The organism is Timonella sp. A28, from assembly GCF_051200815.1.
GTDB lineage: Bacteria > Actinomycetota > Actinomycetes > Actinomycetales > Cellulomonadaceae > Timonella.
Window position 1 is genome coordinate 1,424,861 of the sequence record NZ_CP195159.1, and the last position, 12,867, is coordinate 1,437,727.

15 protein-coding genes, 1 tRNA gene and 1 riboswitch are annotated in these 12,867 nt (G+C 51.6%); of the genes, 6 read left to right on the plus strand and 10 right to left on the minus strand.

What is annotated here, in order from left to right; translation table 11 throughout:
* Positions 1 to 177: 177 nt before the first annotated feature.
* Positions 178 to 474, plus strand: coding sequence for a hypothetical protein (locus ACR9EC_RS06630; RefSeq protein WP_435298458.1), 297 nt, complete (start codon positions 178 to 180; stop codon positions 472 to 474).
* A 9-nt stretch (positions 475 to 483) separates the two neighbouring features.
* Here the strand turns inward: ACR9EC_RS06630 and ACR9EC_RS06635 are convergent.
* Positions 484 to 559, minus strand: a tRNA-Arg gene (locus ACR9EC_RS06635).
* A 179-nt stretch (positions 560 to 738) separates the two neighbouring features.
* On the opposite strand from ACR9EC_RS06635, the gene ACR9EC_RS06640 reads away from it, so the two are divergent.
* A complete protein-coding gene (locus tag ACR9EC_RS06640) occupies positions 739 to 1,650 on the plus strand; it encodes an EamA family transporter (RefSeq protein WP_435298459.1) in 912 nt (303 codons plus the stop codon).
* On the opposite strand, the gene ACR9EC_RS06645 is transcribed toward ACR9EC_RS06640, so the two are convergent.
* The gene (locus ACR9EC_RS06645; RefSeq protein ID WP_435298460.1) at positions 1,633 to 2,208 is read right to left on the minus strand and encodes a hypothetical protein; all 576 of its coding nucleotides are present in this window, start codon (positions 2,206 to 2,208) and stop codon (positions 1,633 to 1,635) included. The genes ACR9EC_RS06640 and ACR9EC_RS06645 overlap by 18 nt on opposite strands.
* 142 nt (positions 2,209 to 2,350) lie before the next feature.
* Here ACR9EC_RS06645 and ACR9EC_RS06650 point away from each other — a divergent pair, with 142 nt between their 5' ends.
* Positions 2,351 to 2,794, plus strand: coding sequence for an OsmC family protein (locus ACR9EC_RS06650; RefSeq protein ID WP_435298461.1), 444 nt, complete (start codon positions 2,351 to 2,353; stop codon positions 2,792 to 2,794).
* A gap of 85 nt (positions 2,795 to 2,879) precedes the next feature.
* On the opposite strand, the gene ACR9EC_RS06655 is transcribed toward ACR9EC_RS06650, so the two are convergent.
* Entirely contained in the window at positions 2,880 to 3,044 is a 165-nt protein-coding gene (locus ACR9EC_RS06655; RefSeq protein WP_435298462.1) for a hypothetical protein, read from the minus strand.
* A gap of 402 nt (positions 3,045 to 3,446) precedes the next feature.
* On the opposite strand from ACR9EC_RS06655, the gene ACR9EC_RS06660 reads away from it, so the two are divergent.
* Complete coding sequence (locus ACR9EC_RS06660; protein WP_435298463.1) at positions 3,447 to 4,181, plus strand: hypothetical protein; 735 nt, start codon at positions 3,447 to 3,449, stop codon at positions 4,179 to 4,181.
* 6 nt (positions 4,182 to 4,187) lie between these two features.
* Here the strand turns inward: ACR9EC_RS06660 and ACR9EC_RS06665 are convergent, their stop codons facing one another.
* Positions 4,188 to 5,147 carry a universal stress protein gene (locus tag ACR9EC_RS06665; protein ID WP_435298464.1) on the minus strand — a complete coding sequence of 320 codons (960 nt, stop codon included), beginning with the start codon at positions 5,145 to 5,147 and terminating at the stop codon, positions 4,188 to 4,190.
* Positions 5,148 to 5,403: 256 nt separating this feature from the next.
* Between ACR9EC_RS06665 and ACR9EC_RS06670 the strand changes: the two genes are divergently transcribed.
* The gene (locus tag ACR9EC_RS06670; RefSeq protein WP_435298465.1) at positions 5,404 to 5,817 is read left to right on the plus strand and encodes a DUF4913 domain-containing protein; all 414 of its coding nucleotides are present in this window, start codon (positions 5,404 to 5,406) and stop codon (positions 5,815 to 5,817) included.
* Positions 5,818 to 5,865: 48 nt separating this feature from the next.
* On the opposite strand, the gene ACR9EC_RS06675 is transcribed toward ACR9EC_RS06670, so the two are convergent.
* The 3 genes from ACR9EC_RS06675 to ACR9EC_RS06685 form a co-directional block, all read right to left on the minus strand.
* Complete coding sequence (locus ACR9EC_RS06675) at positions 5,866 to 6,336, minus strand: hypothetical protein (RefSeq protein ID WP_435298466.1); 471 nt, start codon at positions 6,334 to 6,336, stop codon at positions 5,866 to 5,868.
* Positions 6,337 to 6,434: 98 nt separating this feature from the next.
* Entirely contained in the window at positions 6,435 to 7,250 is an 816-nt protein-coding gene (locus tag ACR9EC_RS06680; RefSeq protein ID WP_435298467.1) for a C40 family peptidase, read from the minus strand.
* Positions 7,250 to 7,425: riboswitch (cyclic di-AMP (ydaO/yuaA leader) on the minus strand. (Overlaps the previous gene by 1 nt.)
* Positions 7,426 to 7,599: 174 nt before the next feature.
* Positions 7,600 to 8,301, minus strand: a complete 702-nt coding sequence (locus ACR9EC_RS06685; protein WP_435298468.1) for a metal-dependent transcriptional regulator — start codon at positions 8,299 to 8,301, stop codon at positions 7,600 to 7,602.
* Positions 8,302 to 8,415: 114 nt separating this feature from the next.
* Here ACR9EC_RS06685 and serC point away from each other — a divergent pair, with 114 nt between their 5' ends.
* Positions 8,416 to 9,546 (plus strand): phosphoserine transaminase, encoded by a 1,131-nt coding sequence (gene serC / locus ACR9EC_RS06690; RefSeq protein ID WP_435300624.1) that lies wholly within the window; start codon positions 8,416 to 8,418, stop codon positions 9,544 to 9,546.
* A 55-nt stretch (positions 9,547 to 9,601) separates the two neighbouring features.
* Here serC and ACR9EC_RS06695 read toward each other — a convergent pair whose 3' ends face one another.
* From ACR9EC_RS06695 to manA, 3 genes are all read right to left on the minus strand, one after another.
* Positions 9,602 to 10,978 (minus strand): MFS transporter, encoded by a 1,377-nt coding sequence (locus tag ACR9EC_RS06695; protein ID WP_435298469.1) that lies wholly within the window; start codon positions 10,976 to 10,978, stop codon positions 9,602 to 9,604.
* A gap of 3 nt (positions 10,979 to 10,981) precedes the next feature.
* On the minus strand, positions 10,982 to 11,419 hold the full coding sequence (locus tag ACR9EC_RS06700) for a MarR family winged helix-turn-helix transcriptional regulator (protein ID WP_435298470.1): 438 nt from the start codon (positions 11,417 to 11,419) through the stop codon (positions 10,982 to 10,984).
* Positions 11,420 to 11,545: 126 nt separating this feature from the next.
* Positions 11,546 to 12,823 carry a mannose-6-phosphate isomerase, class I gene (gene manA, locus ACR9EC_RS06705; RefSeq protein WP_435298471.1) on the minus strand — a complete coding sequence of 426 codons (1,278 nt, stop codon included), beginning with the start codon at positions 12,821 to 12,823 and terminating at the stop codon, positions 11,546 to 11,548.
* Between the last annotated feature and the right edge of the window lie 44 nt (positions 12,824 to 12,867).

Sequence of the window (12,867 nt, forward strand, 5' to 3'; positions counted from 1 at the left end):
ACACACAGTAAGGGCACTTCTCCCCATGTTCTCGCTGTTGTCTCGGCAGTAGAAGCCTGTGACTTACACCTCGTCGAAAATCCAAAACATTCATGTGCACGTCAACAAACAGAAACCTGCAGGTCAACGCAACGCGACATACTCACAGAAGACCAATCCCCCACAAGTTAGACGCACATGAAAACCCAAGGCACATACCCAAACGGCAACCAGTGGATCAACGAATCTGGAATTATCTCAATAAAATGCGCAGTAGGTGGATGCGTCCACTACCGAATATTCCAGCAAGGAATCACAAACTACACGGTGACAACGGACGCACGCCACGGCCAAAACCTCAATACGGAACCACACACACTCTCACGGTTCCACCACACCCACGACGGCGTACTCGTGCACCACACCTATGGCACACGCGGCACAACAATGCGTGAATGGACCAGCCCTGCCACGGCACAGGCATCAGCCTCTTAAAAAGAAGAGTGGTGCGCCCGATAGGATTCGAACCTACGACACCCGCTTTAGGAGAGCGGTGCTCTATCCCCTGAGCTACGGACGCTTGGTTAGGGAACCTCCACTAGGGTACCCGCGATACGGCTAGTCCCCAAAACGTCTCGCACCACAATATGGTCTCCGTCCATGCCCCGTGCTCACATCACCGCCTCGAGATATCTGTGTGATGCAGTTGACGCAGCGAAAAACACGAGATGCGAAAGTTAGGCACGTAGCATCAGTGGAATGGAAGAAACACGACGGTGGTCACTCGTAGCAGCATTCGCACCTATCACGTGGGGCGCAGCCTACTACGTCACTAAAGCGTTTCTGCCCGAGGATGCACCATTGTGGGGCGCCGTGTTACGTGCGCTTCCAGCAGGAATTATTTTGTTGCTGTGGGCACGAAAACTACCCTCTGGTTCGTGGTGGTGGCGTTCCCTACTCTTAGGAACACTCAACATGGGAGTGTTTTTCCTGCTGGTCTATGTTGCGGCGCAGCTACTACCTTCGGGAACGGCGGCAACCATTATGGCCTTGTCTCCACTCGTCATGATGCTTGTAGGATGGCTGCTGTTATCTGACCGGCCGCGTGCGTTGCCTCTGCTAGGTGCAGCGTTTGGTTTTTTTGGTGTGTTCCTTATGGTGACAACCGGTACAGGACGCATTAACTTGCTTGGCATTCTTGCATCTGCCACTGCCATGCTCGTCACATCATTCGGTTACATTTTGACGAAAAAATGGACCAGTAAAGGTGATGCTCCTCCAGTGCTTGCCGCTACGTCATGGCAACTAACCGCTGGTGGCCTCATGTTGATTCCATTCGCGCTGCTTTTTGAGGGAACTCCCCCGGCACTAAACGCTTCAGAGCTTCTTGGTTTCGGTTACTTATCGGTGATCGCAACAGCAGTCGCATACCTTGCCTGGTTTACCGGGTTGAAGCATCTTTCACCTGGAACCATAGGTTTAGTTGGCCTGTTGAACCCCGTAACAGGGGTTGTCGTTGGTGCGATGCTTGGCGGTGAAAGTTTAACTGCCCTGCAAATAGTTGGAATTGTTGTCGTGCTTGTTGGCGTGCTACTGGGGCAACGTCAAACTATCAGTACAACAACCCCAACTATTCAAGGCGTTAGTGAAAACTCAGTACATAGAAAGTGAAATGACTTTCTTTGTCTCATCATCTATTTCGATTTGAGCGCTATAACTTATGTAGCCTGTATCAGACGATGACGCATTGGTTACTGCTGAATCGCTTACATCCAACACTTTTAACGTGAAGTAAAAATCTACAACAATGTTTGAGTTGTCATTAATGTAACGAGTCGCTGGTGAGGTTTCTTCTGTTTCATCAAGCCCCAGGATCTTCACCTTCTCTGGGGCTTTCTCCTCGCCAAACACGTACGAGAACTCGTCTCGTTGCATGCTTCCAAACCGGTTCATCTCCATGCGGTATTGCTCTCGCGCGTTTTCCTCAACAGGAATCCCAGCGACCATAGCGGGAAGGCCTCGCATTGAGCTCCCATCGTTTACTACCGCTTGCGTGTCTTTGACAATCAGCCCAGTCACTTCGGTCTGTAGCGCATTTGCCTGCTCTTGGGTGATGACTGCATCAATTTTTCGTATCGGATTCGTCACGTAGAAATAGACGTAGCCGCCTACCGCAACGCCGATATACAAGAAAACGAAAAGAACAATACTGAGCTTTTTAAACTTCACTCTTGCATACTCGCAGGGTTAGACGAGGTTTTCGTCCCACTTGAGACTGATTTTTATGCACTGGACCCCTCATACCGAACTACGCCTAGCCATGCATTGAACACTCAGCGATCTTGCTTGACGTCAATGAAACAATAGGCCTATGTCCCAAGATTTTCTTTCCACAGACAACCCGCCAGTAGACGCACTATGGGTGGAACGCGTTGGACCTCGTGAATATGTAGGGCACAACGACCGCGGCGCCACCGTTAACTTCGCGGGAGCAGGGGTTGAAGGCACCTTTACACCCGGCGAAATCATGAAGCTGGCCGCAGCTGCTTGCACGGGTCTCGTCACAGACAGGGCACTCGCACGACGAGTCGGCGACGATTATGAAGGACAAGTGCATGTGTCCTCCGTAAAAAACGATGCAGAAAATCGCTACGAATCCATCGAAGAGAAACTCGTCGTTGATATGTCTTCTCTTGGACCTGAGGTTCGTGAACGACTACTCAAACTTGTTGAACGCACTGTCGACTCACAATGCACCGTGGGACGAACAATTATTGCGGGCGCCCCAATCACTCTTGTAACGCCAGAAGCCTAAACCTATAGTGAAGGGCCCGTATCACTATTCGTGTTACGGGCCCTTTGGTTTAGGCGCTGTTGGTGAAGGGCAGCCCTTCACCACTTCAGCTTGCCGTGCTGTATCGGGTTGCACCACATTCTGTGCAACGACGAATCATGAAGCCTTGGTTGCGCCCAAATTCCAATGTGGAACCTGGCATTGTGCAACCGTAGCGGTGTTCAATTCCATGAACATCCACTAGTACTGGTCTTTGCAGTAAAGCAGTCATGTGTAGTCCTTTCTTTGTATAGCGGGTAACACGCATAGTGTTACGTGGTAGTACATGTTGTTTCTTTGAAGCTCTGTAACTTATCGTGCCTGTTGTGAGGTTAATGCAGGCACATTATCGGTAGGTGAACTACTCGTTACAGTTGTGCGGCTACCGGGCAGCTTCCGGCGCAGTCGGAGGCGGATCGAGTGTTGTTCGCGGTGTGCTGCACACGTGCGTCAATGCGTGGGGTGTAACGCGGTAGCGTGTGTTTCAACAATGTAGTAGTACAGACTAACCCAAAGTTACACGCTTGACTAGTCTTTTTTATGAAGTGAATGTCTTGCGTAGTTTTCTGTGTCTGTCCTAGTTCCGGTGTACTCTCAAATTCGATAGTGCCGTTACATGGGAAAAGGAGTTCCGATGAGTCCAGCGCTCAACATTCGCACCCGAGTTGACTCAGCGTTAGCTCGCGCCACAGCGATCCCTGAAGAAAAAATCCGTGCACATGTCAACGCTGTACGGGCAAAAAACCCACATGCTTCACCCGACGAGATCATTACAATCTTGTCCAAACAATTCACTGCTTTTCTGCAAAGTACTGGAGGCGCTGTCGGTGCGACTGCTGCTTTCCCAGGTATCGGCACAACAACTGCGCTTGTTTTGTCCGCAGCAGATTTAGCGGTGTTCCTTTCCGCAGCAAGCATTTATTCACTCGCAGTTGCAGAAGTACACGAAGTTCGCAGTGACGACCCCGAACGCCGCAAAGCCCTCGTGTTGTCGTCTGTACTTGGCGAGTCAGGCGCACAATCACTCACCGGTGTAACAGCTAAACCTGTCACTCAGTGGGGTACAACGATCATGACGTCCCTACCCAAATCAACGATCAAGCAAGTGAACTCAGTACTGTCCTCACGCTTCGCAAAACGATACTTTGTGAAGCATGCGGGTGCGACCGTTGGACGCATGATTCCGTTCGGTATCGGTGCTGTTGTTGGCATTGCAGGCGGGCGAGCACTCGCTCACACTGTCGTGCACCAAACGACCAAAGCGTTTGGTCCTGCACCGATTGAATTCGCTACACCAGTTTTCGCAATCACCAAAAACGGTGAAGAGGATGCTGCTTCGTTCGATCACCTAATAGAATCTGCGCACTAAAAAGTTTCAGTTTTCGGTGTTTTGGTTAAGGCGGCTTGGCGAAGTAAATATGTCGTGTCCGCCTTCACACTGCTTATTGACGACGAGCACAGGACACTTCGAGTGATGCAGAACAGCTTGGCTAGTTGAGCCAAGAAGCAGCCCCGCGAATCCGCCTCGTCCACGCGAGCCGACAACAAGAAGATCAGCAGCCTGAGAGAACTCGGTAAGAAGTTCTGACCCTGTTCCGTCAAGCACGATTCGGCGGATTTTCATTCCATCGTTTTCGTCTTCAACAGCGTCAATGATCATGTCTAGTCCGATAGCGACGTCTTTCAGCACTTGCTCATGATCAACCGTTGCTGGCAGCCACGACAAAATTCCTGCACCATTTGTTACAGGGACACCTGCTACTGCAACGAGTTCCGCTCCCCAAATCTTCGCGTACGTTACGGCGGTGTGCAAAGCACCTTGGGCTGACGACGACCCATCAACGCCAACAACCACCCGTTTCACATCTTTAATCTCGGGGAGTGGCTCTTCTTCTTTCAAGCCTCGTCCTGGAACAACAACAACCGGGCATTTTGCATGCGCTGGTAATGCCGACGAGACTGTTCCTAAAAGCCTTTCAGTGAACCCCGAGCGTCCCCGCGTACCTACGGCCACAACATCGTGGTGTGCCGATAATTCCACTAAAGCGCCGGCAGGGTCACCTGATGCGATCTGCGCGGTGACTTCAATTCCAGCAGCTTTAACGCGCTGAGCAGCATTTTCTAAGACTAGGCGTGCGCCTTCTTGAATTGTCGAGTCGTCAAGAGCTGCATAGCCACCGTCTAAAGAAGCGGCAGCAAAAGTCGGTAGCGAATAGGAACACGCTATGGTGATCGTTGATCCGTTCTTGCGCGCCAAGGCAATTGCCCAATCAAGCGCGTGCAGAGACGCAAGTGAACCATCTACGCCTACAAGGATCGAATGCTTTTCAGTCATGTGAACCTCCAACGGAACAACATTTTGCAAAGTGATAGCAAATTGCTTACTAAAACCTTACCGCGTTTGAGCCGTATTGGTAGTGGCCACGAGCACTGCACTCCTTTTTAGTTACACCAAAATAATCGCCCATAGTTCGCCTACTGGGTTAAGGGCTTATTATTCTCTGGTATACCTCAATGCCGTTTCACGGACTTTTGCTAAACATTTCAATTTAAACCGATACGCAAAGTTTTGATGCACGATGGAGTCTGACATGGATTACGACGATTTCGATTTACTAGAAGTAGAAGAATCACACACCAATTCCTCAAACTTCGACAGCACTTTCTTCTACAAGTCAGTGGATGACTTTGTGCGTGAATATTTACGCCACCAGTATCAACGGCCCATAAATGGCCGCAACAAGGTTTGGGCCGCTCAATGGTGGAAATATGGCGAAGCCGTTGTTCGGTTAGAAGCGTTATGGCGCACATGGGAGCATTTACGACTCGACACGATAATAGGTATGAGCGTGTGGTATCGCGATCACGCCGACTACCACATGTCAGTTTTAATGAATCCCGAAGGGCCCTTTGCTGCAGCTGATCCTAACGATCCTAAAAATCAATGCCGCCGTGGGGAACCTCTACCTTACGAAAACCCACCCGCTGGACTTTTCCACACATAGAAAGCCCTGCATCACGATGGTCTTTGCCCGGTTGAAGCTTAGTCGTTTTTAATATTCGGCTGGCATTGTCTTGATGATGTAATCGTGCGTTTCTCCGTCTAAAAAGCCGTCATCGAACGCTTTGCCTATTTCATCAAGAGAGTTAGGCAAAAACGGTGGATATTCTTCGTAGTATCCGAGTTCTCGTGGTTCTGGGATGGCGTAGTCCCACGTTGTGAGTTCATGAATGACTTGTTCTTGAGTAATCTGCCCAAGGAAATAACGCTGGCAAATCTCACGAACCGACGCCCCAGAAAACCCTTCAGGAATAGGAGCAGTCTCCTGTGCAACCCGCACAGTTTCAGCGAACTTATACCCGGGAACCCCAACCGCACGGGCAATATCACGCATGTCATACCCACGCTGACTCAACGCAGCAATCTCACGACGATAATCCAACTGCGCTAACACAAGAGCAGCCCGAACCTTACGAACACTCTCAATCTCATCATCACGCATCTTTGCAGGTAAACCACTCATAACAGGTCAGTCTACCCGTGAAAACACTGTCAGACACACAAAAAACGTGTGGCACCCCATTACAGGAGTGCCACACGTTTTAAGTAAAGTTTGGAAGTTTAACCCAAACGAATAAACGTTGGGTTTGACTGCCAGATGCTACGGAACTGGATGGTCTTTCCAGGACGTGGAGCATCGATTTGCTTGCCGCCACCAGCGTAAATCGAGATGTGACCTGGAGTCCAGATAAGGTCTCCGGCACGTGCTTCTGAGCGTGGAACGATTGTTCCAGCAGCTTTTTGAGCACCTGACGTACGTGGAAGTGAAATTCCAAGCTGAGCGTAAACGTATGAGGTGAAACCTGAGCAGTCGAAACCGTTAGGTGTTGTACCACCAGATACATATGGAACGCCTACATAGCGTGAAGCGATTTCCAGTACAGCGTTTCCGTTAACAGACTGTGGCACAGACGACTTGGTCGACTTTGTCGCAGTTGTTGTTGAAGCAGTTGAGGAAGTTGCTGTAACGGTGTCCGAGCTAATCGCTGTGCGTTCCGCGGTGCGGGATGCTGCGCGAGGTGTTTCACGGACGATTTCTGGCTCTGGTGCAGGAGTGACCTTGATCTTTGAAGATTCTTTGGTCCAGCCTGCATCAGCGGCAATGGTGACAGTAGGTGCAGCGTTCAGGAGTGTTTCCACGCCTGAACCTAGAGCTGTAGCGTCTACACTCTTGGCTCCAGCTGCATCAGTTTGGGTATCAGCAGCGGCTGGTCCTGCACTCGCGAGTCCAACTACTAGACCCGATGAGATTGCCACTACTGCTGAACGGCGGCTTACTTGAGCAACGTTTGAAGTCGCTGAAGCCGCAAGTGCTGCCAAGGGGGCAAGCGCATTGCGCTGCTCGCGATGACGCGCGCGATAAACAGTGTTTGACACGAGATTCTCCAGACGCCTGCGAAGTAAGCTGTCGGGTTCGAGTGGAGAGAGTACTCGGCCCTTGCAGCGCAATGTGTGCACATTACGTTTTAAGGGCTTCACCCCAAGGTTGGTCTTACAACCGAAGGTGGTTCCCCCGCCCCTGTCATCAGTTTGGTCCAGGCTCCACGCGGTGACAGGGCTTGGCGTTCCGCATGAACACTTCTTCAAAGGGTTATTTCTGAAGAAGCACTGTAACTCTATCGTGATCTACTGGCGATTGTCACCCTCAGTCAAATACCTAGTTTTCGCAAAGTTGTGGTTCGCTCTACCCATTAACTTGAGTGAGGGTGTAATCGCACGTCAGGAGTTAGGCATTAACAAAAATGTGACGTGTAACTTCTTCTGGAAGATCCAACACGATGTCTGCGTCGACACGCCCTACAGAGACTGTGGCGGTGTCTGGCGCAGTGATCGTCAACGATTCACCTGGGACGACTCCACCTTCTGCAAGACGCGCAAGTAATTCGATGTCTGTTTGCAGCGGTTCACCCAGACGAGCAACTGTTACAGCCCGTGATTCGTCACCCAAAGTGTGGCCAAGTTCAGCAAGAGACACAACGCCATCGAGGAAACCTTCTTCTGGCGTTTGTGCGCCAAGTTCTTGAAGGCCTGGTATTGGGTTACCGTATGGCGATTGGGTGGGGTGATTGAGTAAAGCAAGGATGCGCTTTTCTACACGGTCACTCATGACGTGTTCCCAACGGCATGCTTCGTCGTGTACAAATTCCCATTCCAAGCCAATAACGTCCGTCAAAAGACGTTCCGCGAGCCTGTGTTTACGCATGACGCGCATAGCTTTAGCGTGGCCGGTTTCGGTGAGTTCGAGATGGCGGTCTCCACTCACCACTAACAGACCGTCGCGTTCCATTCTGGCTACTGTTTGAGAAACGGTTGGACCAGAATGTCCGAGCCGCTCGGCGATACGAGCTCGAAGTGGCACGATGCCTTCTTCGCTCAGTTCATAAATGGTACGCAAGTACATTTCGGTGGTGTCGATTAAATCGCTCACTTCGGCCTCCGCGCCACGAGTTTTTGTTCTGTATTAAGCATGCCACGGCAATCTGACAATCTGTATGTTGGGCACGGCCCTGATCCGTCACGTTTTAGGGATAAAGTAATCATCGTGATCGATGTAGCGCTCAACATCCCCCTTGAAATATTGCCTAGTGACGGCCGGTTCGGTAGCGGCCCAGCAAAAGTTCGTTCTGAACAAATTGAAGCGTTGTGCACGGACGGCGCTCAACTCCTTGGCACTTCTCACCGCCAAGCCCCTGTCAAAGATCTCGTCAAGCGTGTACAAACTGGTATCTCTCAATTATTCTCACTGCCTGAAGGCTACGAAGTCGTTTTAGGCAATGGTGGATCTACTGCTTTTTGGGATGCTGCAGCGTTCAGTTTGGTGCGCGCTCATGCCGCGCACGCAACTTTTGGTGAGTTCGGTGCAAAATTTGCGAAGGCCACGAACAAAGCGCCTTTCCTTGCAGAGTCAACAATCTACGAGTACCCCGTAGGAACAGCAGGGATTCCCCGTTACACCGCGGGCGCAGACGTCTATGCGTGGCCACACAATGAGACATCAACCGGAGCTTTCGCTCCTGTGACTCGCATTGAGGGCAGCGAAAACGACGATGCACTTATCCTCGTTGATGGAACTTCTGCTGCTGGTGGCTTGGCAGTCGATGTGTCCCAGACGGATGTCTATTACTTTGCGCCGCAAAAGTCATTCTCTTCAGATGGTGGCCTGTGGATTGCAATCATGTCGCCAAAGGCGATTGCTCGCATTGAAGAAATCGCCGAGTCTGGGCGTTGGATTCCAGATTTCCTTTCGTTGCGCACTGCTGTAACGAATTCTCGTCTCAACCAGACTTACAACACGCCAGCAATCGCTTCTTTGATTCTCATGGCAGAGCAAATTGACTGGATGAACGAAAACGGTGGTTTAGATTGGGTTGCGCAACGAACCGCTCAATCTGCACAGTATCTCTATCAGTGGGCTGAGTCGCGCGATTTCACGTCCGCATTTGTTGCTGACCCAGCACATCGGTCGAATGTGGTTGGCACAATCGACTTCGCAGATCATATTGATGCACCTGCGTTGTCTCGCGTGTTACGCGCAAATGGGATCGTTGATGTCGACCCTTATCGCAGCCTTGGCCGCAACCAATTGCGTATCGCCATGTATCCGTCAGTTGAGCCTACTGACGTGCACGCGCTCACCGCGTGCATTGATTACGTTATTGATCATTCGCTTTAACGAGTGATGAGGTGGTGTGCTTGCCGCGTTGAACGGCGAGCGCACCACCTTTTCGTTATTTGCTGTGCGACGCGTTTTGCACGGTTAGTCTGTCTGCCACTTCTAGGCGTTGTGTTTTGGTGAGTTGTGGGCCGTCTTCGACTCGCGCTACTGCTGTTAGTTCGCCTTGGGTGTCACGATCGTAGGAAATTGTGATGCGGGGACGGTGCCACAGGTCGTAGCTGACGTGATAGTTCCACTGTTTACGTGTCCATAGCGCGGCCCATGCGGCTACTGCGATCGCTGTTATTGATCCGATTCCGATGCCCCAACGTGGACCGAACTGTTCAGCAATCCACCCTACGACGGGTGCCCCTACTGGTGTTGCCCCAACAAAGACGATGAGGTAGAGCGCCATGACTCGTCCGCGTATTTCGGGTTCTACGGATGTTTGGATAGCAGCGTTTGCTGCGGTCATCATTGTGAGCGAGGCGAAGCCCACTGGTATGGACATTAATGCGTAGGTTAGATAGGTGGGCATAAGCGCCATAAGGCCGGATGCGATACCGAAGGCAAATGCGGAGCCGATGACGAGGCGGACTCGTGGTTTTCGTCGCCGTGCTGCCATGAGAGCGCCGGACAGCGACCCTATGGCTAATATCGAGCCGAGTATTCCGTATTCGCCTGACCCTTTTCCGAATTCTTCCGTTGCCATAACGGCTGAGGTGAGTTGGAAGTTGAGCCCAAAGGTCGAAATAACTGAGACGACGATCATGATGACGATGATGTCGCTGCGATGTCGTACGTATCGTATGCCTTCTCTAATTTGGCCTTTTGCTCGTGGGACTTTGGGCATTTTGTTGAGTTCTCTGACGCGCATGCGCGACATTGCCCAGATGGTTACGGCAAAGCTGAGGCCGTTGAAAATGAAGGACCATCCGGTGCCGACTACTGCGATGAGTAGGCCTGATAGTCCGGGGCCGATGAGTCGTGCCGCGTTGAAGGAAGCCGAGTTGAGTCCTACCGCGTTTGGGAGTCGGTCGGCTGGTACGAGTTCTGAGACGAACATTTGCCGGGCGGGGTTATCGAAGGCTGCGACTGTGCCCAGCAGGAATGCGAAGAGGTAGACGTGCCACAGTTGTACAAGGTTGGTGAGGGTGAGTATCCCGAGCCCAAGTGCGAGGAGGCCCATGAGTCCTTGGGTGACCATGAGCAGTGTTCGCCGGTTAAGCCGGTCGGCGAGCACGCCTGCCCATGCTGAAAAGAACAGGACGGGCAGGAATTGCAGTCCTGTAACGATGCCTACTGCTGTACCTGAGTTTTCGGTGAGTTGGGTAAGCACAAGCCAGTCTTGGGCTATGCGCTGCATCCATGTACCGATGTTTGCGACGAGTGCTGCGGCAAACCAGATTCGATAGTTGTAGTACTTCAGCGAGGCAAAGGTGGGACTCATTCGTTATTGACCGGCAATCCTTTTGAGTATGTCGCTTGCTTCTAATAGCAAGGCTCGTTCTTGAGGGGTGAGAGTGCCTAGTTGTCTGGTTAGCCAGGCGTCTCGTCGTCGTCGAGTTTCTTTGATTTCGTTGTGTCCGGCTTCGGTGAGTTCGACTGTGACTTGTCGTTTATCGAGGTCGTTTCCAACTTTTGTGGCGAAGCCTGTTTCGACGAGGGTGTTTATTGTGCGGGTCATGGACGGCGGTCGCACGCCTTCGAGTTCTGCGAGTGCGCCCGGTGTCATTGGCCCGTATTTTTTTAGTGCTGTGAGTACAACGAATTGGTGTTCGGGGAGGTCTGCTTGCCCTCGGGTTGTGCGGAGTCGTCGAACGATTCTGTTTGTTGCGACGCGTATTTCTCCGGCGAGTGTGGCGGGTCGGCAGGATTGTGGTTGACTCACATCTTTACTTTAACTCATTACTTTAAGTAATTACATAGAGTAAGAAGTTGTTGTCGGCCACATTGTGCAGCAAAAAATCCTCGCACCTTTGCAGTACGAGGATTTATAGCGTGTGAAGAATTCGTTTTATGGAACGAAAGCAACCACAACATTCCCGGAGCCGTGTAGCCCAATGTGTCCCATAGCGTGTGGCACAAAAGCAGACTGTCCCGCAGTCAACTTACCTAGCGGCCCTAGTGGCGAAGTGACTTCTAGCGATCCTGACAAGCACATAACAATGCGTGGGCCGGCGTGAGGCACTAACGCGCTTTGCTCTACCGCGCCATACATCAGCGAAAACTCAGCGATCCCCGGCCTGTACTCCGTGAGGCCGCCCGTGCCAGCACGTAAAGCAGGACGCATGGGCGGAGCCGGCGCAAAATCAGTGCACACCAGCAACTCGGGTATATCAACTTTTTTAGGAGTCAACCCTGCACGCAAAACATTGTCAGAACTCGCCATGATTTCCACGCCCAGCCCGTGCAAGTATGCGTGCACTTGCCCAGACTGAAGAAAAACAGCTTGCCCTGGCTCCAAAGAAAAGCGGTTCAACATGAGCGAAACCAGTGCACCCGGGTCTTCCGGATACCGAGCAAACAGTTCAAGGGCCGTTCGGTACCCGCGAGAAACCCTTTCCCCTAATGCCACACGTTCATCAACTATTTTTTGTATTGATTCACGAGTCTCAGCGAGCTCTCGCACACAGTCAGTGCCCCGCAACGCTAATGCATGACTGAATGCTTGCTCCACACCACGATAGTTAGGTTGCGCAAGCAGTAGTTCTCGCATCCGTTGCACGGTTTGACCAGCAACATCGTCCAGAAGGTTAATAATTCGCTGTGGTCGACGGAACCCACACAACCCTTCAAAAGGCGTGAGTGCCAAGATCATTTCTGGCTTGTGTTGGTCATCTTTATAGGTACGATCCGGCGAAGTAAGCGGTACACCTAAGAGGTTTTCGCGGGCAAAGCCTGCACGTGCAATGTGCGGTTTAGGGTGCACTTGCAACGATAAAGGTTGATCGGCTGCCAGCACTTTCAACAAATATGGCAGACGAGGGCCAAACTCAGATTCCGTGTTTTCGCCAAGCATAAAGTGCGGGTCGGATTTAATAAGTTCGCCTAATGGAACCCCTGACATATGACTCGGCAAGGTCTCTGGAAGGGCCAATGCGTCAGGCCACGCGTCGGGAAGCACATCATTTGCTTGGGCAAGACTTGGCGAGGCGCTGTGTGCACCAAGCCATAATTCTGCTGCGGGCCGGCCTGTGGGGGGCCAGCTAAAGTGCGTGAAGATGGCTTCAGACGAACCCCATGCGTAATCGTGCAAAGGGTTTGAAAGTCGGTACATCGTTTGCCTAGCCACGCATCGATCTTACGCCAGCGAATATGAACGAGGCCTTGCCTAGC